The sequence below is a fragment of the Streptomyces globisporus C-1027 genome (assembly GCF_000261345.2).
Classification (GTDB): Bacteria; Actinomycetota; Actinomycetes; order Streptomycetales; family Streptomycetaceae; genus Streptomyces; species Streptomyces pakalii.
Map to the genome: position 1 here is coordinate 1,654,593 of NZ_CP013738.1, position 23,213 is coordinate 1,677,805.

At 72.5% G+C, this 23,213-nt stretch carries 26 protein-coding genes; 9 read left to right on the top strand and 17 right to left on the bottom strand.

The genetic code is table 11. The features are described from left to right. Positions 1 to 219: 219 nt before the first annotated feature. Positions 220 to 291, bottom strand: a complete 72-nt coding sequence (locus WQO_RS37370) for a putative leader peptide (RefSeq protein WP_350310323.1) — start codon at positions 289 to 291, stop codon at positions 220 to 222. A 155-nt stretch (positions 292 to 446) separates the two neighbouring features. Between WQO_RS37370 and WQO_RS07240 the strand changes: the two genes are divergently transcribed. Together WQO_RS07240 and WQO_RS07245 are read left to right on the top strand one after the other, a co-directional pair. After that, a complete protein-coding gene (locus WQO_RS07240) occupies positions 447 to 1,358 on the top strand; it encodes a LysR family transcriptional regulator (RefSeq protein ID WP_010061340.1) in 912 nt (303 codons plus the stop codon). A gap of 101 nt (positions 1,359 to 1,459) precedes the next feature. After that, a complete protein-coding gene (locus WQO_RS07245; protein WP_010061338.1) occupies positions 1,460 to 2,689 on the top strand; it encodes an MFS transporter in 1,230 nt (409 codons plus the stop codon). Positions 2,690 to 2,806: 117 nt separating this feature from the next. Here WQO_RS07245 and WQO_RS07250 read toward each other — a convergent pair whose 3' ends face one another. Further along, positions 2,807 to 3,982, bottom strand: coding sequence for a hypothetical protein (locus tag WQO_RS07250; RefSeq protein WP_010061335.1), 1,176 nt, complete (start codon positions 3,980 to 3,982; stop codon positions 2,807 to 2,809). After that, on the bottom strand, positions 3,979 to 4,971 hold the full coding sequence (locus WQO_RS07255; RefSeq protein WP_010061334.1) for a 5-dehydro-4-deoxyglucarate dehydratase: 993 nt from the start codon (positions 4,969 to 4,971) through the stop codon (positions 3,979 to 3,981). The genes WQO_RS07250 and WQO_RS07255 overlap by 4 nt, the downstream gene beginning before the upstream one ends. Positions 4,972 to 5,179: 208 nt before the next feature. Here WQO_RS07255 and WQO_RS07260 point away from each other — a divergent pair, with 208 nt between their 5' ends. The 3 genes from WQO_RS07260 (at position 5,180) to WQO_RS07270 (ending at position 7,668) form a co-directional block, all read left to right on the top strand. Then, positions 5,180 to 5,989 (top strand): NAD-dependent epimerase/dehydratase family protein, encoded by an 810-nt coding sequence (locus WQO_RS07260; RefSeq protein ID WP_010061333.1) that lies wholly within the window; start codon positions 5,180 to 5,182, stop codon positions 5,987 to 5,989. Between the two features lie 117 nt (positions 5,990 to 6,106). Next, complete coding sequence (locus WQO_RS07265; protein WP_010061332.1) at positions 6,107 to 6,328, top strand: hypothetical protein; 222 nt, start codon at positions 6,107 to 6,109, stop codon at positions 6,326 to 6,328. 107 nt (positions 6,329 to 6,435) lie between these two features. Then, a complete protein-coding gene (locus WQO_RS07270; RefSeq protein ID WP_073821506.1) occupies positions 6,436 to 7,668 on the top strand; it encodes a TerD family protein in 1,233 nt (410 codons plus the stop codon). 63 nt (positions 7,669 to 7,731) lie between these two features. Here WQO_RS07270 and WQO_RS35950 read toward each other — a convergent pair whose 3' ends face one another. The 3 genes from WQO_RS35950 to WQO_RS07285 all read right to left on the bottom strand — a co-directional run bounded on the left by WQO_RS35950 (position 7,732) and on the right by WQO_RS07285 (position 10,430). Next, a complete protein-coding gene (locus tag WQO_RS35950; RefSeq protein ID WP_003969918.1) occupies positions 7,732 to 7,962 on the bottom strand; it encodes a hypothetical protein in 231 nt (76 codons plus the stop codon). Positions 7,963 to 8,143: 181 nt separating this feature from the next. Then, positions 8,144 to 9,598: a hypothetical protein gene (locus tag WQO_RS07280; RefSeq protein ID WP_010061330.1), complete on the bottom strand. Its 1,455-nt coding sequence runs from the start codon at positions 9,596 to 9,598 to the stop codon at positions 8,144 to 8,146. A gap of 118 nt (positions 9,599 to 9,716) precedes the next feature. Continuing rightward, a complete protein-coding gene (locus tag WQO_RS07285) occupies positions 9,717 to 10,430 on the bottom strand; it encodes an antibiotic biosynthesis monooxygenase (protein WP_029182348.1) in 714 nt (237 codons plus the stop codon). 168 nt (positions 10,431 to 10,598) lie between these two features. Here WQO_RS07285 and WQO_RS07290 point away from each other — a divergent pair, with 168 nt between their 5' ends. Next, positions 10,599 to 11,384 (top strand): metallophosphoesterase, encoded by a 786-nt coding sequence (locus WQO_RS07290; RefSeq protein WP_010061327.1) that lies wholly within the window; start codon positions 10,599 to 10,601, stop codon positions 11,382 to 11,384. Here the strand turns inward: WQO_RS07290 and WQO_RS07295 are convergent. Then, entirely contained in the window at positions 11,374 to 12,033 is a 660-nt protein-coding gene (locus WQO_RS07295; RefSeq protein ID WP_032748617.1) for a DUF4232 domain-containing protein, read from the bottom strand. The two genes, WQO_RS07290 and WQO_RS07295, sit on opposite strands and share 11 nt — an antisense overlap. Before the next feature lie 149 nt (positions 12,034 to 12,182). Here WQO_RS07295 and WQO_RS07300 point away from each other — a divergent pair, with 149 nt between their 5' ends. Continuing rightward, on the top strand, positions 12,183 to 13,064 hold the full coding sequence (locus WQO_RS07300; RefSeq protein ID WP_029182347.1) for a 4-hydroxy-tetrahydrodipicolinate synthase family protein: 882 nt from the start codon (positions 12,183 to 12,185) through the stop codon (positions 13,062 to 13,064). Positions 13,065 to 13,109: 45 nt separating this feature from the next. Here WQO_RS07300 and dapD read toward each other — a convergent pair whose 3' ends face one another. Next, on the bottom strand, positions 13,110 to 14,108 hold the full coding sequence (gene dapD / locus WQO_RS07305) for a 2,3,4,5-tetrahydropyridine-2,6-dicarboxylate N-succinyltransferase (protein WP_010061322.1): 999 nt from the start codon (positions 14,106 to 14,108) through the stop codon (positions 13,110 to 13,112). Between the two features lie 10 nt (positions 14,109 to 14,118). Then, entirely contained in the window at positions 14,119 to 15,363 is a 1,245-nt protein-coding gene (locus tag WQO_RS07310) for an MFS transporter (RefSeq protein WP_058953903.1), read from the bottom strand. Between the two features lie 164 nt (positions 15,364 to 15,527). Between WQO_RS07310 and WQO_RS07315 the strand changes: the two genes are divergently transcribed. Beyond that, the gene (locus WQO_RS07315; RefSeq protein ID WP_010061318.1) at positions 15,528 to 16,406 is read left to right on the top strand and encodes a winged helix-turn-helix transcriptional regulator; all 879 of its coding nucleotides are present in this window, start codon (positions 15,528 to 15,530) and stop codon (positions 16,404 to 16,406) included. A gap of 203 nt (positions 16,407 to 16,609) precedes the next feature. Here the strand turns inward: WQO_RS07315 and WQO_RS07320 are convergent, their stop codons facing one another. Together WQO_RS07320 and WQO_RS07325 are read right to left on the bottom strand one after the other, a co-directional pair. Continuing rightward, complete coding sequence (locus WQO_RS07320) at positions 16,610 to 17,182, bottom strand: TetR/AcrR family transcriptional regulator (RefSeq protein ID WP_010061316.1); 573 nt, start codon at positions 17,180 to 17,182, stop codon at positions 16,610 to 16,612. Beyond that, complete coding sequence (locus WQO_RS07325; RefSeq protein WP_010061314.1) at positions 17,182 to 17,508, bottom strand: DMT family transporter; 327 nt, start codon at positions 17,506 to 17,508, stop codon at positions 17,182 to 17,184. The genes WQO_RS07320 and WQO_RS07325 overlap by 1 nt, the downstream gene beginning before the upstream one ends. A 288-nt stretch (positions 17,509 to 17,796) precedes the next feature. Between WQO_RS07325 and WQO_RS07330 the strand changes: the two genes are divergently transcribed. Next, positions 17,797 to 18,786: a DUF7847 domain-containing protein gene (locus WQO_RS07330; protein ID WP_010061312.1), complete on the top strand. Its 990-nt coding sequence runs from the start codon at positions 17,797 to 17,799 to the stop codon at positions 18,784 to 18,786. Between the two features lie 80 nt (positions 18,787 to 18,866). Here WQO_RS07330 and WQO_RS07335 read toward each other — a convergent pair whose 3' ends face one another. The 6 genes from WQO_RS07335 to sufD are packed head-to-tail and all read right to left on the bottom strand — an operon-like array spanning position 18,867 to position 23,203. Then, on the bottom strand, positions 18,867 to 19,205 hold the full coding sequence (locus tag WQO_RS07335; protein ID WP_003969897.1) for a metal-sulfur cluster assembly factor: 339 nt from the start codon (positions 19,203 to 19,205) through the stop codon (positions 18,867 to 18,869). After that, complete coding sequence (sufU, locus tag WQO_RS07340) at positions 19,202 to 19,657, bottom strand: Fe-S cluster assembly sulfur transfer protein SufU (RefSeq protein ID WP_010061311.1); 456 nt, start codon at positions 19,655 to 19,657, stop codon at positions 19,202 to 19,204. Before sufU ends, WQO_RS07335 begins: the two co-directional genes overlap by 4 nt. 10 nt (positions 19,658 to 19,667) lie before the next feature. Further along, the gene (locus tag WQO_RS07345) at positions 19,668 to 20,936 is read right to left on the bottom strand and encodes a cysteine desulfurase (protein ID WP_010061310.1); all 1,269 of its coding nucleotides are present in this window, start codon (positions 20,934 to 20,936) and stop codon (positions 19,668 to 19,670) included. Then, the gene (gene sufC, locus WQO_RS07350; protein ID WP_010061309.1) at positions 20,933 to 21,697 is read right to left on the bottom strand and encodes a Fe-S cluster assembly ATPase SufC; all 765 of its coding nucleotides are present in this window, start codon (positions 21,695 to 21,697) and stop codon (positions 20,933 to 20,935) included. Before sufC ends, WQO_RS07345 begins: the two co-directional genes overlap by 4 nt. Positions 21,698 to 21,704: 7 nt before the next feature. Further along, on the bottom strand, positions 21,705 to 22,022 hold the full coding sequence (locus WQO_RS07355; protein ID WP_010061308.1) for a bifunctional 3-phenylpropionate/cinnamic acid dioxygenase ferredoxin subunit: 318 nt from the start codon (positions 22,020 to 22,022) through the stop codon (positions 21,705 to 21,707). Beyond that, the gene (gene sufD, locus WQO_RS07360; RefSeq protein ID WP_029182346.1) at positions 22,022 to 23,203 is read right to left on the bottom strand and encodes a Fe-S cluster assembly protein SufD; all 1,182 of its coding nucleotides are present in this window, start codon (positions 23,201 to 23,203) and stop codon (positions 22,022 to 22,024) included. The genes WQO_RS07355 and sufD overlap by 1 nt, the downstream gene beginning before the upstream one ends. Positions 23,204 to 23,213: the final 10 nt, after the last annotated feature.

Genomic DNA, 23,213 nt, shown 5'->3' on the forward strand with positions numbered 1-23,213 from the left:
TCCCGGAACAGGAAACAGGCCCAGGAACAGGCGCAGGAAGACGGGTCGGGCGTGGTGACGGGCACGGCGAACCGGCCCCGGTGATCGAGAAACCCGATCAGGGGCGATGGGTGCGGCAAGGGAGCCGCGAGGGCGCGCACGGACACACACGGCCGGACATGGGCGTACGTGTGGGGGTGCGGGAGCGCGAAGGAGGGGCCGGCCCCTCGGACCTCGCGGTCAGCGGGAACAACAGAAGGCGCTGGAAACGCGGCCGAGGTCGATGTGGCGGCGTCGGGTCAAGCGGCGCACATCCCTCTCCTTTCGCGTTCCGCGGCGGGCGCCCGGTGGCTCACGGGGCGCCTTCGGGTTCCAGAGTAGGGTGCGGGAACGCTCCAGGTCGAGAAGGCATCGACGAGGGAGCGATAGGGTTCCCCTTCCACCGCCTCCGGAGGTGAGGAAAGGCGATGCGGATCGAACAGCTGGAGTACATCGAGGCCGTCACCCGGCTGGGGTCCCTGCGCCGGGCGGCGGAGGAACTGCACCTGTCCCAGCCCGCGTTGAGCGAGACCGTACGGAACCTGGAGCGCGAGCTCGGGGTGACCGTGCTGGACCGCAAACGGTCGGGGGCGACGAACAGCCACGCCGGGCGCGAGCTGCTGCCGCACATCATCGGGGTGCTGGACGCGGTCGACCGGCTGCGCCGGGCGGCGGACGAGCAGCACCGCACGAGCCGTACGGTCCGGCTCGGCACGGTCTTCGCGGCGACGGTCCCCCTGCTCGTCCCGGCGATCCGGGAGTTCCACGCGCTGCACTCGGCCACGGAGGTGGAGGTGATCGCGGCCCAGCAGTCGGTGATCCACCGCTCCCTGCTGGAGGGCGGCGTCGACCTCGGCCTGGTGAACTACCTGGAGGGCGACGACCTGGCGCCCGACCTCCACACCACGGAGCTGCTCCGGGGCCGCCCGGTCGTCTGTCTGCGCCCGGACAGCCCGCTGGCGTCCCTGGAGTCGGTCGGGGTGGACGACCTGCTGAGCGAGCCGCTGATCGTGATGCGTTCCGGCTATCTGATGCACCGCTTCACGCACCGGCTGCTGAAGGGCCGGGTGCCCTCGTTCTCGTACTCCGCCGACGGCGCGGAGATGGGCAAGCTGATGGTGGCGGAGGGGCTTGGCGCCACCGTGCTGCCGGACTACAGCGTCATCGGGGATCCGTTGGAGCGCACCGGCGCGATCACCTGCCGCCCGCTGAAGGACGACACGACCACGGTGCTCCTGGTGGTGCAGCGCAGCCGCTCGGGCTCGGTCACCCGGGCCGCGCGCGATCTGCACCGCATCTTCGTGGAGCGCGCGGAGGCGCACCGCACGGAGGACGTCTGAGGACACCTAAGGCATCCACCCGATGCCGCCGGACGGCCTTACTCCCCACCATGAGCCGCACACAGCGCGGATGCGGAACGTGGAGCGGAGAGGACGGCGGCATGGGCGGCGGTTCGGCGGTGGTGAGGGTCCTGCGGGACCGGACGGCGGGGCGCTGCCTGGCGGGGGTCGTCGTCTCCGGTTTCGGTACGTCGGCGATGTGGCTCACGGCGGGAATCTGGGTCAAGTCGCTGACGGGGTCGGACAGTCTGGCGGCGCTGACGGTGTTCGCGATGTGGGCCCCGGTGCTGGCCGGGCCGGCGCTCGGCACGCTCGCGGACCGGATGGACCGGAAAGTGCTGCTGGTACGGGGCAATCTGGTGACGGCCTGCCTGCTGGTCCCGCTGGTGCTGGTGGAATCGGGCCGCACCGTCTGGCTGCTCTTCGCGGTGCTGGTGCTCCACGGGGCGAGCGGTGTCGTGCTCGACGCGGCGGAGTCGGCGCTCGTCGCGGGGACCGTGCCCGCCTCGCTGCTGGCGGATTTCAACGGGCTGCGGATGACGGCCAACGAGGGCATGAAGCTGGTCGCCCCGCTGGCGGGCGCGGGGCTGTACGTCCGGTTCGGCGGCCCCGCCGTGGCGCTGCTGGCGGCGGCGACCTGCGCGCTGGCCGCCCTGGTCTTCGCCCGGCTGCCGGTACGCAGGACGCCCGCGACCGCGGACTCGCACCCGGCGGGTTCCTGGCGCGATGAACTCGCCGCCGGGCTGCGGCGGATCCGCGCCTCGGCCGTGCTGCGCCCACTGGTGACGGCGGGGGCGGTGACGATGTTCCTGGCGGGGGTGAACGGTGCCGTGACCTTCGCGTACGTCGACGAGGTGCTCGGCCGGGCCCCGGCGTACGCGGGGGTGCTGTACGCGGTGCAGGGCGCGGGTTCGGTGACGGTGGGGCTGCTGGCGGGCCCGCTGCTGCGCCGGCTGCCCGAGCGGCTGTTCGCGGCGGGCGGGATCGCGGTGTTCACCCTGGGGGTCGGGGCGCGGACGGTGTCGCCGGACGCGGTGGCGCTGGGGGCGAGCGCCGCGATCGGGTTCGGCCTGCCGTGCGTGCTGATCGCGGCGATGACCGCGGTGCAGCGGGAGACGCCGGACGCGGTGCTGGGGCGTACGGCGGCGACGGCGGGCTCCCTGATGACGGCGCCCAACGCGGTGGCCCTGGCCCTGGGGGCGGGGCTCGTCGCGGTGGTGGACGTGCGGGTGCTGACGGCGGCGGCCGGGGTGGCGGGGGTGCTGGCCGCGATGGTCCTGGCGGCGGGCGCGCGACGCCGGCGCGACGCCACCGCCTCACCCCGGGCGTGAGGGTGCGAGACCGGTCACGCCGGGCGTGAGAGGGCGGGGCCGGGCGCGAGGCGCGGGCCCGTCACCACAGCCGCGAGAGGGCGGGTGACGGTCCCGCCGCCCTGGCGGGCGGGCCCGTCACCCCAGCCGCGCAAGCGCCACCGCGACCGCCTCCAGGTCCGGCCCGGAGGCCAGTCCCGCGTGGTACAGGCGCAGTTGGTCCGCGCCGAGCGTGGCGGCGTGGGCCGCGTCGCGCTCCAGGGTGCGGGGGCTGCCGCCCATCCCGGTGACGACCCCGAAGTTGGCGGCGCGCACACCGCCGCGCCCGGCGAACGGCCCGAGGGCGGCTTCCCGTACGGCGTCGGACCCGGTGCAGGGCAGCACCACCCCGTCGGCCACGGCGAGGATGTGATCCGGTTCGACGCCGGCGTTGGCCCCCGTGCGGTACGGGACGGGGTCGGCGTGCAGCAGCACCTGGAAGCCGGGCGGGGCCGCCGCCCGTACGGCTGCGACGGCCGCCTCCTGCACCGTACGGGCCACCCGGCCGCGCCACCGCAGGGTGGCATCCGCGTACGTCGGCCCCAGCAGCTCCGCGATGCCGTCGGGGCCGGACTCCGGGGACCCGGCGCCGGACCAGGCCGGCTCCAGGGCCCGGCGTACGGCGGCGGACAGCGCCTCCGGGTCGGCGCCCTCCTCCCCGTACCCCTCGCGGCACACCGCGCAGAAGCACAGCGACATCAGGTACTGCGCCGCATCGCCGAGGCCGACGCCCGCGACCTTGTCGTGGGCGTGGAGATGGGCGAAGCCGTACCAGCCGCAGGACTCCAGTTCGGTGCCGTGCGTGCCGGGCCGGGCGGCGGCCTCCGCCGCGAGGTCCACGAGGTAGGCGCGCACGTCGGGGCGGGCGATGCAGGGGGCCCAGGGGTAGCGGTCGCCGTAGGCGTTGACCACCGAGGTGTCCGGGTGTTCCGCGCCGAGCCGGGAGCTGTGCGCGAGGACCACCCAGCTGTGCACCTCCAGGCCCGCGGCGGCCAGCGCCTCGGCCGCCTCCCCGTACGGATCGTCGCCGGGCGTCCAGCTCTGGCGGTACGGGGCGAGGGCCCGGCCCGCCCAGCGGTCCGGGTCCGGCGGGTAGAGGACGGCGGCGTGCCCGGCGGTCACGATGCGGCGGGCGGGGTGGCGGGGGGTCAGGGCCCGGGTGGAGTGGTAGGCGGAGGCCAGGGTGACCTGCCGGACGCCGAGGTCCGCGATCCGGCCGGCGGCGTCCGGGTCCCCGACGACGTCCCAGGGGTAGAGGAAGACGCCCGCCTTCACGCCCGGCCTCCCGGAGCGGGGTGGCCCTCGACGCTGCGCCCCTCGGCGGCGTGCTCCTCCAGCAGGGTGCGGCCGCTCGCGATGATCTCGATGAGGTCCTTGACGTGCGCGGCGGACGGTTCGGTGAGCGGGGTGCGGACCTCGCCGACGTCCAGCCCCTGGAGCCGGACACCTGCCTTGACCAGGGAGACGGCGTAGCCGCGGCCCTGGGCGCGCAGTTCGACGAGCGGCCGGTAGAAGTGGTCGAGCAGCCCGTTGGCCAGGGCGTCGTCGCCGGAGTCCAGGGCCCGGTGGAAGGCGAGCGCGATGTCCGGGGCGAACGCGAAGACGGCGGAGGAGTAGAGGGTGACGCCGATGCCCCGGTAGGCGAGGCCGGTGAGTTCGGCGGTGGGCAGTCCGTTGAAGTAGAGGAAGTCGTCGTCGGGCCGGTGGGTGCGGACCGCGCTGACGATGCGCTGCATGAGGTCGAGGTCGCCGAGGCCGTCCTTGAGCCCGATGATGCCGGGCGTGCGGGCGAGGGCGACGACGGTTTCCGGGGTGAAGACGGCGTTGTCCCGCTGGTAGACGATCGTCTCCAGGCCGGTGGCCGCCGCGAGGGCCGCGTAGTGGTTCAGCAGCCCTTCCTGGTCGGCGACGACGAGGTAGGGCGGCATGGCGAGGAGCCCGTCGGCCCCGGCCTCCTCGGCGGCCCGCGCGTACTGGACGGCGAGGGCCGTGCCGTAGCCGGCCCCGGCGACGACCGGGATCCGCCCGGCCGTCTCCTCGACGGCGGCGGCGACCGCGAGGCGGAACTCCTCGATGGTCAGCGCATGGAACTCGCCCGTGCCGCAGCAGGCGAAGACCGCGGCGGCTCCGGCGTCGATCCCGGCCCGCACATGGGCGCGGAGGACGTCGGGATCGACGGTGCCGTCCGGCCCGAACGCGGTCACGGGGAAGAAGAGCGGCCCGGCGACTTCACGGAGCCGGGCGGCAAGGGGGGCTGAGGTCACGGGCGCTCCCTGAGCAGATCCAGGCGTGCACAGTTCTGATCGATGTCCATATTTCTGAACACCGTAACGCTAAGCCAGCCTCCGGCGACAGGTCAAGGCGGACGCGGCCTCTTGACGCCGCCGATCACCCATCCCTACGTTGTCCACGCATGTGAATGCCGGACAGCATGTCGCACAGCACCCGAGTGCCACACCGAGGAGACCCCGTATGACCGCTCCCCGCACCGTCCTGCTCACCGGCGCCGCAGGCGGCCTCGGCACCCTGATGCGGGGTCTGCTGCCCGCGTACGGATACGACCTGCGGCTGTTCGACCTGGTACCGGTGGAGGGGGAGCCCGAGGCGATCACCGCCGACCTGAACGACCGGGAGGCGCTGCGCGAGGCGGTGCGCGGCGTGGACGCGGTGATCCATCTGGCGGGCATCTCGCTGGAGTCCACGTTCGACAAGATCCTCCGCGCCAACATCCAGGGCACGCACCACCTCTACGAGGCGGCCCGCGAGGAGGGCGTCCGGCGCATCGTGTCCGCCTCCTCCAACCACGTCATCGGCCACACCCCGCGCCCGGCCGCCGGCGATCCGCTGATCCCGCTGGACACACCGCGCCGCCCGGACACCTTCTACGGGCTCTCGAAGTGCTTCGGCGAGGATCTGGCCCAGCTCTACTGGGACCAGCACGGCGTGGAGACGGTCTCGGTGCGGATCGGGTCCTGCTTCCCGGAGCCCACCTCGGTGCGGATGCTGTCGGTCTGGATGAGCCCGGCCGACGGTGCCCGGCTGTTCCACGCGGCCCTCACCGCCGAGGGCGTCGGCCACACCGTCGTCTACGGCTCCTCCGCCAACACGCGCCTGTGGTGGGACCTGGCCCCGGCGCGGGCACTGGGCTACCGGCCGCTGGACGACTCCGAGCCGTACGCGGCGAAACTCGTCGCCGACCAGGGCGAGCTGGACCCGGCCAACCCGGCGCACGCCTGCGTGGGCGGCCACTTCGTGACGGACCCGCCGGTCTGGCCGCACTGAGCCGCCGGGAGCGACGGCGGGGACGGCGGGCGCAAGGCCGGGAACGGCGGCGGGCGCAAGGCCGGGGCGACGGAAATCCGGGCGACGCGGGGGCATCCGGGCGGGCAGGATACGGCCATGCCGAGACCTTCCGGATTCCAGTACGAACAGCAGGGCGACCAGAGCGTCACCATCACCCACCACGGCAGGCCCGCGGGCACGCTGCGCGGCGGCCGGGCGGAGAAGTTCCTGGCAGAGGTGACATCGGGCGATGCGCAGCTGGTGATGGCGCGCTGGACCGGCGCGTACAAGCACGGCAACGAGCGCACGGCCCGCAACCATCCGCGCAACCGCCGCTGACCCCGTTCCGGGCCCTTCCGTCGGGTCGTTCCGACGGCCGAAATGCATCTGGTGGACAGAGGGAAAGGTAAGGGAACGGCAAAGCCGGGTCGTTCGTTACCCCGTGCATGACCGCAATGACCCCCGGCTCGAACATTCCCCTCTCCGCCGCCCGCGTGGCGGTGGACGTCGCCGCTCCGGTGCGGCTCGACGTCTCGGGCCTGCTGCTCACCGCCGACGGCAAGGTGCGCTCCGACGACGACTTCATCTTCTACAACCAGCCCTCGGGCCCCGGCGTGACCTACCGCGCCGGCGGGGGCTCGGCGCCCGACGCGATCGTGGTGGACACCACCGCCGTGCCGCCGGGCATCGAGAAGATCGTCGTCACCGCGAGCCCGGACGCCGCGGGCCAGACCTTCCAGGGCATCGAGCCCACCGCCACCGTGCGCAACGCGGACGACGGCGGCGCGATCGCCACCTTCACCCCGCCGCAGCTGGGCGCCGAGACGGCGCTCGTGGTCATCGAGATCTACCTGCGCAACGGCGCCTGGAAGGCCCGCGCGGTCGGCCAGGGGTACGCGAACGGGCTGGCCGGGATCGCCACGGACTTCGGCGTCTCGGTCGAGGAGCCCGCGGCCCCGGTCGCCCCTCCGGTTCCGGCGGCCCCCGCCCCGGTCGCCCCCCAGCCCCCGGCCCCGGTCGCCGCCCCCGTCGACCCGAGGATCGCGCCGCCCGCCCCGGCCGCCCCGCCCGCTCCCCCGGCGGCGCCCGCCCCGGGCTCCGGCAAGATCAACCTGGACAAGGGCCGGGTCAACCTCCAGAAGAACCAGACCGTGTCCCTCGTCAAGGGTGGCGCACCGCTGCTCTCGCGGGTCCGGATGGGCCTGGGCTGGGAGCCCGCGTTCCGCGGCAAGGACATCGACCTGGACGCGTCGGTGATCGCCTACGGCCCCAACCGCAACCACCTGGACAGTTGCTACTTCGGCAAGCTGACCATCCTGAACGGGGCGATCAAGCATTCCGGCGACAACCTCACCGGTGAGGGCGCGGGCGACGACGAGACGATCGTCGTGGACCTGGGCCGCATCCCCTCCGATGCGACGGGCCTGGTCTTCACGGTGAACTCGTTCACCGGCCAGAAGTTCAACGAGGTCGCCAAGGCCTACTGCCGGCTGATCGACGACGCCTCCGGCGAGGAGCTGGTCCGCTTCGACCTCACCGGCGCCGAGCCGCAGACCGGCGTGATGATGGCCAAGCTGATCAAGCAGTTCACCGGCGAGTGGGAGATGACCGCGATGGGCGAGTTCGTGAAGTCGCGCACCGTGCGCGGCATGGTGAAGCCCGCCGCCCAGGCGCTCTAGACGTGTCCGGGGCACCCGAACCGCTGCGGTTCGGGTGCCCCGGATCCGGAGAAGGCGAGGGCCTCAGAGCTTGGTCAGCTTCGAGTAGGGGCTCAGGATCCTTCCCTGGCGCCCCGAGAAGTCGATGAGGACCGCGTCGTTGTCGCCCTCGACAGCAAGAATCCTGCCGAGTCCGAACTGGTCGTGCGACACCCTGTCGCCCACATCGAAGCATTCGACCGGTGGGGCCTCCTGGGCCGGGCGGTTGAAGGGACTGGACGGCAGGTGACGCCGGGAACCGGCTGACTGTTTCATCAAGTCGAGTATGCGCCCTGTAAAGGCCCGACGCCATGCCCGTCTGCCGCTCGACCCCCAGACGTACCGCATTCGTGACCCGCGCCGACCGGGGCGGGTCAGCGCTTTCCCCGGCTTCCAGCAGCAGAATCAGGCGGAACGGGGCACCGGAAAAGCACCCCGAACGTGTGGCGTTTCTCGCTCAGCGCCCCGCGCGCGACCGGGCCTTGAACGCCGCCTTGCGGGCGTCCTTGGCGGCCTTCTTGTCGCTGTGCAGGCGGCCCATGGCCTCCAGCACATCGGCGGTGGCCGGGTGGTCGACGCGCCAGACCTCGTCGAAGAAGCCGCTGTGCTGGGCGGAGAGGCCCTCGATCAGGCCCTGGAGCTCGTCCAGCTCGCCGTCCGCGTCCAGGTGGGCGGCGATGGTGTCGATGGCCAGCCAGAAGATCATGTCCTCCGGCGGGGCGGGCACGTCGGCGGCGCCGTGCTCCGCGAGCCAGACGCGGGCGAGGCCGCCCAGCTCCTGGTCGCCGAGCACCGCGCGTACGGCGGGCTCCGCCTCGGGGCCGGCCAGGGCGAGGGCCTGCTGGCAGTGGAGGCGGCGCAGCGGTCCGCCCTCGTCCGCGCCGCGCGCGGCGGCCAGCAGCTCGGCCGCCGCCGACACCTCGCCGTCGGCGCACCCGGCGAGCCAGAGCTTGATCTCGGCGCGGGCGGCGGACTCGGGGTAGTGGGCGATGCCGTCGAGGAGGGCATCGGCGCCCTTGCCCGCGAGGTCGCCGACGGCGGGGGCGTCCACCCCGGCCTCCAGCATCCGGGCCCGGACGCCGTACAGGCCGAGGGGGGTGAGCTTGACCATGCCGTACCGGGTGACGTCGTCCTCGTCGCCTGCGACGGTGTCGGGCGCCTCGCCCTCCTCGACCATCAACGCCTCGTCGACCGGCCGGTACTCGACGATCCCGATGGGTTCGAGCAGCCGGAACTGGTCGTCGAGGCGCATCATCGCCTCCGACACCTGCTCCAGGACGTCGTCGGTGGGCTCGCCCATGTCGTCGGGGACGATCATCGATGCGGCGAGGGCGGGCAGCGGGACCGGTCCTTCGCCCGCGCCGTTGTCCGAGAGGGTGAGCAGGTAGAGGTTGCCGAGGACGCCGTCGAGGAATTCGGCCTCGGCCTCCGGGTCCCAGTCCAGGGCGTCGAAGTCGATCGAGCCGTCCTCGCCGACGACTTCCGCGAAGTCGTCCAGGACGGGCGCGGTGGCGTCGGCGTGCACGGCGTCCAGCCCGTCGAGCCAGATGGACAGGACGTCCTGCGGGGAGCCGCCGGTGAGCAGGCCGAGATTCTCACCCGCGGAGGCGGTCCCCTCGGCGTCCTCCTCCTCGGGATCGGTGACATCGATGAGGCCGGTGTCCACGGCGAGCCGCCAGGCCTCGCTGGCGTACGCGGCACCGTCCTCGTCGGCCGCGAGCCCGAGGTGCTCGGCGGCCGCGGGCAGGTGCGCCTCGACGAGTTCGCCGCCCGCGCCGACCCGGGTGTCGGGGCCGGCCCACCGGGCGAGCCTGACGGCCCGGACGAACAGCGGAGCGGCGAGCGCGTCCCGTGCCAGTTCGGCCTCGGAGGTGAGCCGCACCGGCGGCAGGGAGGGGCGCTCTGCGGACATCGGGGGTTCTCCTCGGTGCGTGCTCGGGAGCGTACGGAGCGCGTACGCGGTTCAGCCGCCCAAGCCTAGACGCATTTCACCGCATGCCGCCCACGGCTTCGGCAGCCTGCCCTCCCCCTCAGGCGCCTCCGCCCGGTTCCATGCTGAGCGCGGGCGTGTAGCGGTGCACGCCGCCGCCGGTCATGCCCGGGTACTTCTGGACGCGTTCCCAGAGCGGGGACGGGGATCCGACGCCTTCGCCGGGTGCGGCGAGAGCCGCGATGTGGTGCTCGGCGCTCTCCCACTCGGCGTAGTTGAGGACCCGGGTGCCGTCGGTGCCGACATGGAAGTGTGCGGCGATGCCGCCGGCGGGCAGGCTCTCCTCCTGCCCCAGCGCCTCGAACACGCTGTCCACCCAGTCGCGTTGGCGCGCCGCGTCGGGCCCGTCGAACTCGACGTCGACGATGACGACGCAGCCGGTCTCCCGGGTGTCGCCCTCGGCCCGCAGTCCGGAGCGGTACAGCTCGTACGTGTGCAGCCCGAGGCGTTCGATGCCGGGGACGGCCGCGTCGATCTCGGCGTTGCGGGTGTCACGCCCCTCCCGTACGAAGTCCTGGTAGGCCTGTTCGCCGGTCCACTGGGAGTAGTGCAGCAGGGTCGCGCCGTCCTCCCCGGCGTGGACGCTGTAGGAGAGCAGCCCGGGATGCGGCCATTCCCGGCTGCCCCACACCTTCCGGATCGCGTCGACGGCCTCCTGCTGCCGCTGCGGTGTCCCGACGTTCCAGGTGCTGGCCTTGGCGATCCCGGCATCGGTGCGGGCCGGGTCGGGGCGGTCGGTGACGTGCGTGGTCATGATGGTGTTCCCCTCTCCCGCGCACCGCTCGGTGCGCTTGACCACCCACGTTCACACCTCAAGTCCGGTTGAGGTCAAGGCCGTTCCGCCGGATGCGGCCGGACTCCGTTCGCCCAGGGCGTGAGCGGGTGCGGGTGCGGTCCTCCGGCGCCGGGGAAGGGTGCGGAAATGACCCTCTCCGTGGCCCACTTGAGCGACCCGCACATCACCATCGGCCCCGGGGCGGCGGCCCCGGCGGCGGGGTTACGGGCCGCCCTCGGCCGGGTGCTCGCCCTGGACCCGCTCCCGGACTGTGCCGTGATCACCGGTGATCTCACCGAGCGCGGGGAGCCGGGCGAGTATGCGGCGCTGCGCGCGGAGATCGACGCGTTCCCGCTGCCCCTGCATCTGGTGACGGGGAATCACGATGGGCCCGAGGCGCTCGTGGGCGGGTTCGGCGGGACGCGCTTCCTGGGCGGAGGGACGGAGACGTCGTACCTGGTCGAGCACCCGGCGTTCACGGTCGTGGTCCTGGACTCATGGGTCTCCGGTTCGCCGGGCGGACGCCTGGGTTCCGGGCAGGTGGCCTGGCTGGACCGGGCCCTCGCCCGGCGCCCCGGCGTACCGGCGCTCGTCTGCCTGCACCATCCGCCGGTTCCGGTCGGCATCCCGTTCCTGGACGCGATGGGTCTGGCGGACGGCCCCGCGCTGGCCGGGGTGGTCGCCGCGCATCCCCGGGTCGTCCGGGTGCTGGCGGGCCACGTGCACCGCCCGGTGACGGCGCCCTTCGCGGGCAGCACGGTGGCCGTCGCGCCGAGCACGTACCGGCAGAGCGGACTGGTGCTGCGGGAGGGCGTGCCCGGCTATCCGGACGAGCCCCCGGCCTTCTTTCTGCACGTGCGGCCCGGGGCTGCGGCGGGCGCGGCCTGGGTCACCCACACCGTCCCGACGACCGACCCCGCTGTCAGCCGCTGAGTTCGGTGCGCCAGGCCGTCGTGTTGAGTTCGTCCATCAGCCGGATGTCGTGCCCTTCCAGCGGGAAGACCCGCACCGGGAGACCGGGGGCGGCCGAGATCGCCAGGGCGTCGCCCTCGATGAGGTCGCCGCCCTCGGGTGTGGAGACCCAGGCGAGGATCGACTTCACGGTCAGACCGGGGTCGAGCAGGAGCTTCTTCGGGCCCGGGTCGCTGCCGAAGTACGAGCCGTCCTCGTTGACCTTCACGGGGAGCGGGTTGCCGTCCTCGCCGAGGGCCTGGACCCATGGGTAGCCGTCGACGGCGTAGGGCTTGCGGCCGCAGTTGGTGAGGGTGAGCACGACGGCCCGGTGCATCATTCCGGTCTCCACCGGGCCCATGTCGACGACGACTCCGGAGGAGGGGCACGTCCCGGGCGGGGCGGCGGTCGGGCCGGTCTGCGCCGGGGCGCCCTGGGCGGGGGCGTCCGCGCCGGGTGCGGGGGTCGGGGGCAGCGTCTCGGCACGGGGCGCGGAGGCGGACGGGGCGGGGTCCGGCCGTTCGCCCTCGCCGGCCGGGACGAGGAAGCCGGAGCAGCCGGTCAGTGCCGTCAGCGTGGCCGTCAGCAGGGCCACCCGGACCCGTCTCCGTACCCGTACGCGCTCGTTCATGTCGCCCACCCCTCGCCGCGGCCGGTCGTCCGCGCGGTCGATCTTGTCAGAGGAACAGCAGCGGTCACCGCACTCTTCAGCAGCTCTTGCCGTTCACCACAAGGAGATCTAAGTGGACCTTCATGGTTCCGGGCGTCGAGACTTCCCCGATGACCGCCACCGCACCGCGCCCCTTCGGCCGCACGCTCTGCGCCATGATCACGCCCTTCACCGCCGCCGGGTTCTTGGACCCGGACGCCGCCCGCGCGCACGCCGCGCGCCTGGTGGCCGAGGGCTGCGACGGGATCGTCCTCAGCGGCACCACCGGCGAGTCCCCCACCACGACGGACGCCGAGAAGTCCGCCCTGCTGCGGGCCGTCCGGGCCGAGATCGGCGACGGGGTGCCGCTGCTCTCCGGCGTCGGGGGCCCGGACACCGCGGCCACCCTGCGCCTGGCCCGGGAGGCCGAGGATGCGGGCGCGGACGGGCTGCTGGTGGTGAGCCCGTACTACAGCCGCCCGCCGCAGGCCGCCGTCGAGGCGTACGTCCTGCGGGTGGCCGAGTCCACCGGTCTGCCGCTGATGGTCTACGACATCCCCGGCCGCACCGGCGTCCGGATCGAGCCGGAGACCCTGCTGCGGCTGGCGGAGCACCCGCGGGTGGTGGCGGTGAAGGACTGCTCCTACGACCTGCTCGGCGCGACGAAGGTGCTGGCCCGCACCTCGCTGGCGTACTACTCGGGCTGCGAGGAGCTCAACCTTCCGCTGTACGCGGTGGGCGGCGCGGGCTGTGTCAGTACGGTCGCGAACGTGGCCCCGCGCCAGGTGCGGGCACCGCTGGACGCGTTCGACGCGGGCCGCACCGACGAGGCGGCCCGGCTCAACGGGCTCACGGCCCGGCTCGTCGAGCTGATGATGGCGAGCGGGCTGCCCGGAACCGTCACGGCCAAGGCCCTCCTGGACGCGGGCCCGGTCCGGGAACCGCTGCAGCCCGCCGGGCGCGAGGCGGCCGACGGGCTGCGGAAGGCGTACGAGGAACTCCTCGCGGCCTAGAGGACCGCCCGGCGGATCGAGTCCGGACGCCCCCTGGCGAACAGGTCAGTTGTGGGCGTGCAGGACCTCGTTCAGGCCGCCCCAGACCGCGTTGTTCGGGCGGGCCTCGACGGTGCCGGTGACCGAGTTGCGGCGGAAGAGGATGTTCGAGGCGCCGGACAGCTCGCGGGCCTTGACGACCTGGCCGTCCGGCAGCGTGACGCGCGTACCGGCGGTGACGTACAGACCGGCCTCGACGACGCACTCGTCGCCCAGCGCGATGCCGACGCCCGCCTCCGCGCCGACCAGGCAGCGCTCACCGATGATGATGCGCTCCTTGCCGCCGCCGGAGAGGGTCCCCATGGTGGACGCGCCGCCGCCGATGTCGGAGCCGTCGCCGACGACGACGCCCGCGGAGATCCGGCCCTCGACCATGGAGGTGCCGAGGGTGCCCGCGTTGAAGTTGACGAAGCCCTCGTGCATGACGGTGGTCCCGGCGGCGAGGTGCGCGCCGAGCCGGACGCGGTCGGCGTCGGCGATGCGGACGCCCTGGGGGGCGACGTAGTCCGTCATGCGCGGGAACTTGTCGACCGAGGTGACCTGGAGGTGCAGGCCCTCGGCGCGGGCGTTGAGCCGCACGCGCTCCAGGTCGTCGACGGCGACCGGGCCGAGCGAGGTCCAGGCGACGTTGGCGAGCAGCCCGAAGAGGCCGTCGAGGTTCTGGCCGTGCGGCTGGACGAGCCGGTGCGAGAGCAGGTGCAGACGCAGGTAGGCGTCGTGCGCGTCGAGCGGCTTGTCGTCGAGCGAGGAGATGACCGTGGACACGGCGACGATCTCGACGCCGCGCCGGGCGTCCACGCCGATCGCCTTGGCGGCGCCCTCGCCGAGCCGGTTGACGGCCTCGTCCGGGGTGAGCCGCTGCGTACCCGCCGGGCCGGGGTCGGAGGTCAGCTCGGGGGCGGGGAACCAGGTGTCGAGGACGGTGCCGTCACCGGCGACGGTGGCGAGGCCGGCGGCGACGGCGCCGGTGGTGCGGGCAGAGCCCTGGGAAGTCGTGTCGGTCATGAACAGCAACCTAACCGGCCGGGGCCCGCTCGGGCGAACCGGTCTCAGCGTGCGGCCCCTTTCCCGCCACCGGTACCCGCTCCCTGGGCCCGGGCAGCCGCCGCGCCGCCAGCACCGCTCCCCCGGCGGCCGCCGCGAGCAGGGCGCATACCGGCCAGAGCAGCCCCGGGGACGCCGCGTACAGAGCGGCCCCGAGCGGCGGGGCGAGCACCTGCCCGCTGATCGACGCACCCGCGTACAGGCTCTGGAAGCGGCCCTGGGCGTGGCCCGGCGCCTGGTCGGCGACGTAGGCGGTGGCGGGGGTCTTGTAGAGGATCTCGCCGAGGGTCAGGGAGAGCATCATCGTGACGGCGAAGAGCGCGCCGGCGCCGGTGATCAGGACGGCGTAGCCGAGCCCGACGAGCAGGAGTCCGGCGCCGACGAGGCCCAGCGGGGTGCGGCGGCGCAGGGCGTGGGCGGCGGGCAGTTCGAGGCAGAGGATGACGCCGCCGTTGATGGCGAGCAGCCAGCCGTAGAGCTGGGTGGTGTGCCCGTGGTCGGCGAGGAAGACCGGCAGGGTGGAGTACTGCTGCCGGTAGACGGTGTCGACGACCACGATCACGGCGAGCAGCACCAGGACGGCGGGTCTGGCCCGCAGTTCGCTCCGGAGGCCCGGGGCGTCCGGGTCGTGGGAGCGCACCGCGTGGGCGCTGCCGCGGGCGGGCAGGATCCGGGCGGCGTAGAGCGCGAAGAGCAGGGTGCCGAGGCCGTCGGCGACGAAGAGCCAGTCGTACGAGAAGCGGGTGGCGACCAGGGCGCCGAGCGGCGGGCGGATGGCGAAGCCGCCGTTGGAGGCGAACCGGAAGAGGGCGAAGCTCTGGCGGCGGCTTCCGCCCTCGGGTACGGAGACCGCGACGAGGGCGGCGTTGGCGGCGCGGACGACGCCCGCCGCGTACTGGGCGACCGGGAGCACCGCGTACAGGGCGGCGACCGGCAGGAGGGGCAGGACGACGAGCGCCGCGCCGCTCACGCAGGCGCCGGTCAGCAGGGCGCGGCGGTGTCCGAACCGGTCGCCGAACCAGCCGCCGGTGAAGTTCCCCGCGACCAGGCCGATACCGCCGACGCCGCTGATCACTCCGGCCTGGGTGACGCTCAGACCGCGCGGCCCGACGAGGTACACGAAGAGATAGACGAAGGTGAAGCTCACGACGGCGTTGAGGAACCCCCCGAGCGCCAGCAGCCGTACCGTCCTCGGCACTCCGCGCACCATGCCCATCCCCCCGCCCCCTCGTACGACTCCTGAGGACTCCTGACGCCCCCCTGCGCGTCGCAGTGAGTTCCTTATGGGAACGGACTATGGCAGCATGATTCCATCGGGGTCAACCGAAAGGCCCCGGCGGGGTGGGCGGGGCGGACAGCGGCCACAACCGGAGGACGACCATGCCCCAGCGCACCAGCCTGGCCGACGCCGACTGCTCGATCGCCCAGGCGCTCGACGTCGTGGGCGACTGGTGGACGCTGCTGATCGTGCGGGACACCGCGCGCGGAGTGCACCGGTTCGACGGACTCCAGCAGGAGCTGGGCGTCTCGCGCAAGGTGCTGACCGAGCGGCTGCGGCTCCTGGTAGACGCCGGTGTGCTGGCGCGGGAGCCGTACCACGACCGCCCGGTCCGGTACGAGTACCGCCTCACCCCGCGCGGCCGGGCCCTGCTGCCCGTGCTGATCGCGCTCCAGGACTGGGGCGACACCTGGGTACTGGGCGAAGGGGAGACGATGGCGACGACGGCGGAGGCCTCGCAGGAGGCGGCCCGGGTGCGGGCGCTCAAGGGAACGCGGCTGCCGGAGCTGCTGCTGCCGGGGAACGACGGCCGGCTCCGCGACCCGGTCGCCGACACCCCGTACACCGTCCTGTACTGCTTCCCGAGCGCCTACGCCACCCGCGCCGCCTATCCGCCGGGCTGGGCGGGGATCCCGGGGGCGAGCGGCTGCACCCTCGAATCGTGCACGTACCGCGACCAGTTGGCCGAGTTCACGGCGGCGGGCGCGACGGTGCACGGGGTGTCCGTGCAGCGCCCGGACGAGCAGCGCGCGTTCGCGGAGAAGGAGGGGCTGCGCTTCCCGCTGCTCTCGGACGCGGACCTGGCCCTGACGGCGGCGCTGCGGCTGCCGACGTTCCGGGCAGCGGGCGTGAGCAGGCTCAAACGGCTGACGCTGGTGGTGGACCGGGAGCGGACGATCCGCGAGGTGCTGTACCCGATCACGGACATCGGGGCGAGCGTGCGGGAGGCGCTGGAGGCGGTGCGCCGAGGGACGGACTGACGGGGGCGGGCCGACGGGGACGGACCAACAGGGGGGGGCGGACTGCCGGGGGGCGGACCGACGGGGCCGCGACGCGGTCAGGCGTCGCCGCCCGCAGAGCGGAACCGAGCCGGGCCGGGCCGGGGCCGGGGCAGGACCGGCTCGCGGGTCAGGCATGGCAGCGGGGGCCGGGAGGGCCCGCCCGGTCAGGACCGGCTCGCGGGTCAGGCGTCGCCGCCCGCGACGATCCGCTCCAGCATCACGCGGGTGTACGGTGCGTCGAACGTGCCCCCGGTCAGCAGGACCTGGAGGCAGACGCCGTCCATCAGCGCGACGAGGGCCCGCGCGGTCTCCGGATCGGTGCGCCGGGACAGCAGCGCGACGGCCTCCTCGGTCCACTCGGCAGCGACGGGGCGCAGCGCGGGGCGGCGCAGGGCCGCGAGGTACAGCTCGTACTCCAGCTCGATCGCTCCGCGTTCACCCGCGAACCACCGGTCGAGCAGCCGGGTCAGCTCCCCCGCGAGGTCCGCCTCCGCCGCACCCCGCTCGCCGTCCCCCTCCTCGGCGAAGAGGCCGCTGGCGCGCAGCGCCTGGACGAAGTTCTCGTTGCAGCGGCGCAGGGCGGCGACGAGGAGTTCGTCGAGCGAGGCGAAGTGGTAGGTGGTCGAGCCGAGCGGCACGTCGGCCTCGGCGGCCACGGTGCGATGGCTGAGCCCGGCTATGCCGTCGGCCGCGATCACGGTCAGCGCCGCGTCGATGATCCGCGTCCGCCGCCCGGGGTCGTACCGGCGGGCCATCAGTGGGCCCCTCCCAGGTTCAGGACGACGACCCCGGCGACGATCAGGGCGATGCCCGCGATCTTGACCAGGCTGCTGGACTCGCCGAGGAACAGGATCCCGATGAGGGCGACGGCCGCGGTGCCGACGCCGGCCCAGATGGCGTACGCGGTGCCCACGGAGAGGGTCCTGAGGGTCTGGGCGAGCAGGGTGAAGGCGATCAGGTAGCCCACCACGGTGCCGATCGAGGGCCAGAGCCGGGTGAAGCCCTCGCTGTACTTCATGGCCGTCGTCCCGGCCACCTCCGCCGCGATGGCGCCGGCGAGCAGTCCGTATGCGTATCCCATGTGTACGACTGTACCCAACGTTGCGTACGGCCGTACATATCATCGGCCCGCGTCGGGGGCGCTACGGTGTGCCGACAAAACGAACGGCCCGGCCGACCGGGCCGACGACTCGACGGAGACGCAGTGGCGCAGGATGCAGGGTGGGGCGGCGGCCCGTACGGGGGCGCACCTCACGGTGGGGGGCCCTTCCACGGGGGTGCGCAGGGACCGGGCGGCGGCTGGCACGGCGGATGGGCGGCACCGCCCAAGCCGGGGGTGATACCCCTGGCGCCGCTGAGGATCTCGGACATGCTCAGCGGCGCCTTCACGACGCTCGGGCGGTACTGGAAGCCGCTGATCGGTATGGCGCTGACGCTGTTCGGCGCGGCGACGCTCGTGATGATCGTCGCGCTGGTGGTGGCCGCCTCCGCCGTCGCGAGCCAGTGGGACGAGTTGACGTCCAACTCCCCGGGGTCCCCGGACGCTGCGCAACTGGTCCCGCTGGGCGTCGCGTTCGGTGTGCTGATGGTCCTCGGCATGATCAGCTACCTGCTGGCGTCGGCCGTGGTGCAGGCGGCGGTGCCCGTCGTCCTCCAGGAGGCCGTCCTGGGCCGGCCGATCCGCTTCGGCGAGGTCTGGAAGCGGGCCTGGGCGCGGGTCTGGTCGGTCATCGGCACGGTGTTCCTGAGCGGGCTGATCATGCTCGTCCCGATGGCACTCTTCTTCGCCGGCTTCGCCGGGCTGATGATCTACACGGTCTCGCTGGGTGACGAGGACGGCGTCATGCCGCTGATCGCCGTCGGACTCATCGGGGCGCTGCTCATCGGCCCGTTCGCGGTCTGGCTCTGGGTGCGGTTCTCCCTGGCCCCGACGGTGGTGGTCTTCGAGGGGCAGAGCCCGGTCGCGGCCCTGCGCCGCTCGGCCCAGCTGGTGCGCGGCACGTGGTGGCGGGTCTTCGGCGTCGGACTGCTCGCCTACGTGCTCGCGTCCATGATCGGCTACACGATCCAGATGCCGTTCCAGATGGTCGGCATACTCCCCGGCCTCTTCGAACCCGAGGACATGAGCGCCGACCCGAGCGGCGGAGAGCTCATCGCCCTGTTCGGCGGTCTGATGCTGCTGTCGTTCATCAGCCAGCTGATCGCCCAGCTGTTCACGGCGATCTTCCCGCCGCTGGTCACCGGCCTGCTCTACGTCGACCTCCGGATGCGTACGGAGAACCTGGGCCCGGTCCTGGCGGAGGCGGCGGGTTCGACGCTGCCCGAGCAGTACGGCCCGCCGCCGCCTGCCCACGTCTGACGCCCTGCCGCAGGGAAACGGCCGTGCCCGCCGGTCAGAACCGGCGGGCACGGCCGTTCACATGGTGCTCTAGCGCGGGATCAGACGTTGAACCCCAGCGCCCGGAGCTGCTCGCGTCCGTCGTCGGTGATCTTGTCCGGGCCCCACGGCGGCATCCAGACCCAGTTGATCCGGAGCTCGTTGACGATGCCGTCCGTGGCGGACTTCGCCTGGTCCTCGATGACGTCGGTCAGCGGGCAGGCCGCGGACGTCAGGGTCATGTCGAGGGTGGCGATGTTGGCGTCGTCGACGTGGATGCCGTAGATCAGGCCCAGGTTGACGACGTCGATGCCCAGCTCGGGGTCGACGACGTCGTACAGCGCCTCGCGGACCTCCTCCTCGGAGGCCGGCTTCATGGTCGCGGTCTCGTTGTCGCTCATGCGGTCTTCCCTTCGGACAGCGCCTTGGCCGTCGCGTCCTTCCACGCCATCCAGCTCAGCAGCGCGCACTTGACCCGGGCGGGGTACTTGGAGACACCGGCGAACGCGACGGCGTCCTCCAGCACCTCCTCCATCGCGTCGTCCGGCTCCAGCTGGCCCTTGGACTGCATCAGCTCCAGGAAGGCGTCCTGGATCTTCTGCGCCTGGGACAGCTCCTTGCCGACGAGCAGCTCGTTCAGCACGGAGGCGGAGGCCTGGCTGATGGAGCAGCCCTGGCCCTCGTAGCTCACGTCGGCGATGGTCTCGCCGTCGTACTTCACGCGGAGCGTGATCTCGTCGCCGCACGTCGGATTGACGTGGTGCACCTCGGCGTCGCCGTCCCGCAGGCCACGCCCGTGGGGGTGCTTGTAGTGGTCCAGGATCACTTCCTGGTACATGGAATCAAGCTTCACCAGTCAGCCCTCAGCCGAAGAAGTTCCGGACGTGCTCCAGGCCGTCCACCAGGGCGTCGACCTCGGCGGGCGTGGAGTACAGATAGAACGACGCTCGCGTCGTCGCGGGAATTCCGTACCGCAGGCAGACCGGGCGGGCGCAGTGGTGGCCGACCCGGACGGCGATGCCCTGCTCGTCGAGGACCTGGCCCACGTCGTGCGGGTGGATGTCGCCGAGCGTGAAGGAGATCGCCGCGCCGCGGTCCTCGGCCGTCGTCGGACCGATGATCCGCAGGTCAGGGACCTCCAGCAGACGCTTCAGCGCGTACTCGGTGATCGCCTTCTCGTGGCTGTGGATCTTCTCCATGCCGATCGAGGTCAGGTAGTCCACGGCCGCGCCGAGGCCGACGGCCTGGGCGATCGGGGGCGTACCGGCCTCGAACTTGTGCGGAGCGGGGGCGTACGTCGACGAGTGCATCGACACGGTCTCGATCATCTCGCCGCCGCCGAGGAACGGAGGCAGGTCCTCCAGGAGCTCCTGCCGTCCCCACAGCACGCCGATACCCGTCGGGCCGACCATCTTGTGGCCGGTGAAGGCCACGAAGTCCGCCTGGAGCGCCTGCACGTCCAGCACCATGTGCGGGGCCGCCTGCGAGGCGTCGATGCAGACCAGCGCGCCGACCTGCTGGGCGCGGCGGATGATCTGCTCGACCGGGTTGACCGTGCCCAGGATGTTGGAGACCAGCGTGAAGGAGACGATCTTCGTCTTCTCGGTGATGATCTCGTCGATGTTCGACAGGTCGAGCCGGCCGTCGTCGGTGATGCCGAACCACTTCAGCTTCGCGCCGGTGCGCTGCGCCAGCAGCTGCCACGGCACGATGTTGGAGTGGTGCTCCATCTCCGTGGTGACGATCTCCGTGTCGCGGTCCACCCGATAGGGCTCGTCCGCCCAGCCGAGCATGTTCGCCACGAGGTTCAGCGACTCGGAGGCGTTCTTCGTGAAGATCACCTCGTCGCGGCTGGGTGCGTTGATGAAGGCGGCGACCTTGTCGCGGGCGCCCTCGTACAGCGCGGTGGCCTCCTCGGCGATCGTGTAGACGCCGCGGTGCACGTTCGCGTTGTGGCGCTCGTAGTACGTGTTGAGCGCGTCGAGGACCTGGCGCGGCTTCTGCGAGGTCGCCGCGGAGTCCAGGTACACGACCTTCTTGCCGTCGTGGACCGTGCGGTCCAGGAGCGGGAAGTCCTTGCGGATCGCCTCGGTGTCGAGGAGGCCGGAGAGCCCCTGTCGGGCGTCAGTCACGCGGAAGCGCCACCCTTCGTGTAGGCCTCGTAGCCCTCGTTCTCCAGCTGGTCGGCCAGCTCGGCGCCGCCGGAGGCCGCGATCCGGCCGTTGGCGAAGACGTGCACGAAGTCGGGCTGGATGTACTTCAGGATGCGGGTGTAGTGGGTGATCAGCAGGGTGCCGACCTCGCCGGTCGCGCGGACCCGGTTCACGCCCTCGGAGACGGTCTTGAGCGCGTCGACGTCCAGGCCGGAGTCGGTCTCGTCCAGGACGGCGATCTTCGGCTTGAGGAGCTCCAGCTGAAGGATCTCGTGGCGCTTCTTCTCACCGCCGGAGAAGCCCTCGTTGACGTTGCGCTCGGCGAAGGCCGGGTCCATCTGGAGCTCGGCCATCGTCTCCTTGACCTCCTTGACCCACGTCCGCAGCTTGGGGGCCTCGCCGCGGATGGCGGTGGCGGAGGTGCGCAGGAAGTTGGAGACCGAGACGCCGGGGATCTCGACCGGGTACTGCATGGCGAGGAACAGGCCGGCGCGGGCCCGCTCGTCGACGGACATCTCCAGGACATCCTCGCCGTCCAGGGTGACCGTGCCCCCGGTGATCGTGTACTTGGGGTGACCCGCGAGCGAGTACGCGAGGGTGGACTTGCCGGACCCGTTGGGGCCCATGATGGCGTGGGTCTCGCCCTGCTTCACGGTCAGGTCGACGCCCTTGAGGATCTCCTTCGTGGCGTTGTCGGCCTCGACGGTGACGTGCAGGTCGCGGATTTCAAGCGTTGCCATGGGTGACTCAGGACTCCTGGGTGACGGAGACGAGCACATCGTCCCCTTCGATCTTTACGGGGTATACGGGGACGGGGCGCGTCGCGGGAAGGCCGGACGGCTTGCCGGTGCGGAGGTCGAACGCGGATCCGTGCAGCCAGCACTCGATCGCGCAGTCCTCCACCTCGCCCTCCGAGAGGGAGACGTTCGCGTGCGAGCAGATGTCGTTGATCGCGAACACCTCGCCCTCGGTGCGGACGACGGAGACGGGTGTGCCGTCGAGCTCCACCCGCTTGGGGGTGTCGTCCTCCAGCTCACTCAGCGCACAGGCTTTGACGAAGGACATCAGACGGACGCCTTCAGCTCGGCCTCGATCTTCTCGATGAGCCGCTCCTCGACGTCCGGCAGGCCGATCTGCTGGACCAGCTCGGCGAAGAAGCCGCGCACGACCAGGCGGCGGGCCTCCTCGGCCGGGATGCCGCGGGACTGGAGGTAGAAGAGCTGCTCGTCGTCGAAGCGGCCGGTCGCCGAGGCGTGGCCGGCGCCGACGATCTCGCCGGTCTCGATCTCCAGGTTGGGCACGGAGTCGACCCGGGCGCCGTCGGTGAGGACGAGGTTCCGGTTCATCTCGTAGGTGTCGGTGCCCTCGGCAGCGGCCTGGATGAGGACGTCGCCGATCCAGACGGCGTGTGCGCCGTCGCCCTGGAGGGCGCCCTTGTACACCGCGTTGGACTTGCAGTGCGGGGTGTTGTGGTCGACCAGGAGGCGGTGCTCCTGGTGCTGGCCCTTGTCGGTGAAGTACAGGCCGAAGAGCTCCGCCTCGCCGCCGGTGGCCGCGTAGGCGACCCGGGGGTGCAGGCGCACGACGTCGCCGCCGAAGGTGACGACGATCGACTTGAAGGAGGCGTCCCGGCCGACCAGCGCGTTGTGCTGGCCGACGTGGACGGCCGTGTCGTCCCAGTCCTGGACGGAGACGACGGTCAGCTTGGCGCCGTCGCCCAGCACGTAGTCGACGTTGGCGGCGAGCACCGCGTCACCGGTGTGGTCGATGACGACGACGGCCTCGGCGAAGGCGCCCAGCTCGATGAGCTGGTGGCCGAAGGCGGTGCCGCCCTCGCCGTGCACGGCGATCCGGATCGGCTCGGTGAGCACGGCTTCCTTGGCGACCGTGACGACCGAGGCCTGCTCGAAGGAGCTGTACGCCTGGGCGGCGACCCGGTCCACCGGCGTGCCGGCCTTGCCGAGCCGGGAGTCGTCCCGGCCGACGGTCTCGACGGTGACACCCTCGGGGGCCTCGATGGCGACCTTCACGCCGCTGCCGGTGGCGACGGCGGTGCCGTCGTGCAGTCCGCGCAGGCGCTCCAGCGGCGTGAAGCGCCACTCCTCCTCGCGGCCGTGCGGGACGGGGAAGTCCGCGACGTCGAAGGACGGGGGTGCGCTCATGCGGGTGGCGACGGTCGACTCGGCGGCGACCGCGATGGAGCCGGCGGTGGTGGAGCCCACCGGAGTGTTCTGAGCCTCAGCCATGGCTGTCGTA

What these genes read in the sequence shown, in the direction of transcription:
- WQO_RS07240 (WP_010061340.1), top strand. Translation starts at nt 447, where the DNA reads ATGCGGATCGAACAGCTGGAGTACATCGAGGCCGTCACCCGGCTGGGG.
- WQO_RS07245 (WP_010061338.1), top strand. Translation starts at nt 1,460, where the DNA reads ATGGGCGGCGGTTCGGCGGTGGTGAGGGTCCTGCGGGACCGGACGGCG.
- WQO_RS07260 (WP_010061333.1), top strand. Translation starts at nt 5,180, where the DNA reads ATGACCGCTCCCCGCACCGTCCTGCTCACCGGCGCCGCAGGCGGCCTC.
- WQO_RS07265 (WP_010061332.1), top strand. Translation starts at nt 6,107, where the DNA reads ATGCCGAGACCTTCCGGATTCCAGTACGAACAGCAGGGCGACCAGAGC.
- WQO_RS07270 (WP_073821506.1), top strand. Translation starts at nt 6,436, where the DNA reads ATGACCGCAATGACCCCCGGCTCGAACATTCCCCTCTCCGCCGCCCGC.
- WQO_RS35950 (WP_003969918.1), bottom strand. Translation starts at nt 7,962, where the DNA reads ATGAAACAGTCAGCCGGTTCCCGGCGTCACCTGCCGTCCAGTCCCTTC.
- WQO_RS07280 (WP_010061330.1), bottom strand. Translation starts at nt 9,598, where the DNA reads ATGTCCGCAGAGCGCCCCTCCCTGCCGCCGGTGCGGCTCACCTCCGAG.
- WQO_RS07285 (WP_029182348.1), bottom strand. Translation starts at nt 10,430, where the DNA reads ATGACCACGCACGTCACCGACCGCCCCGACCCGGCCCGCACCGATGCC.
- WQO_RS07290 (WP_010061327.1), top strand. Translation starts at nt 10,599, where the DNA reads ATGACCCTCTCCGTGGCCCACTTGAGCGACCCGCACATCACCATCGGC.
- WQO_RS07295 (WP_032748617.1), bottom strand. Translation starts at nt 12,033, where the DNA reads ATGAACGAGCGCGTACGGGTACGGAGACGGGTCCGGGTGGCCCTGCTG.
- WQO_RS07300 (WP_029182347.1), top strand. Translation starts at nt 12,183, where the DNA reads ATGACCGCCACCGCACCGCGCCCCTTCGGCCGCACGCTCTGCGCCATG.
- dapD (WP_010061322.1), bottom strand. Translation starts at nt 14,108, where the DNA reads ATGACCGACACGACTTCCCAGGGCTCTGCCCGCACCACCGGCGCCGTC.
- WQO_RS07310 (WP_058953903.1), bottom strand. Translation starts at nt 15,363, where the DNA reads ATGGGCATGGTGCGCGGAGTGCCGAGGACGGTACGGCTGCTGGCGCTC.
- WQO_RS07315 (WP_010061318.1), top strand. Translation starts at nt 15,528, where the DNA reads ATGCCCCAGCGCACCAGCCTGGCCGACGCCGACTGCTCGATCGCCCAG.
- WQO_RS07320 (WP_010061316.1), bottom strand. Translation starts at nt 17,182, where the DNA reads ATGGCCCGCCGGTACGACCCCGGGCGGCGGACGCGGATCATCGACGCG.
- WQO_RS07325 (WP_010061314.1), bottom strand. Translation starts at nt 17,508, where the DNA reads ATGGGATACGCATACGGACTGCTCGCCGGCGCCATCGCGGCGGAGGTG.
- WQO_RS07330 (WP_010061312.1), top strand. Translation starts at nt 17,797, where the DNA reads ATGCTCAGCGGCGCCTTCACGACGCTCGGGCGGTACTGGAAGCCGCTG.
- WQO_RS07335 (WP_003969897.1), bottom strand. Translation starts at nt 19,205, where the DNA reads ATGAGCGACAACGAGACCGCGACCATGAAGCCGGCCTCCGAGGAGGAG.
- sufC (WP_010061309.1), bottom strand. Translation starts at nt 21,697, where the DNA reads ATGGCAACGCTTGAAATCCGCGACCTGCACGTCACCGTCGAGGCCGAC.
- WQO_RS07355 (WP_010061308.1), bottom strand. Translation starts at nt 22,022, where the DNA reads ATGTCCTTCGTCAAAGCCTGTGCGCTGAGTGAGCTGGAGGACGACACC.
- sufD (WP_029182346.1), bottom strand. Translation starts at nt 23,203, where the DNA reads ATGGCTGAGGCTCAGAACACTCCGGTGGGCTCCACCACCGCCGGCTCC.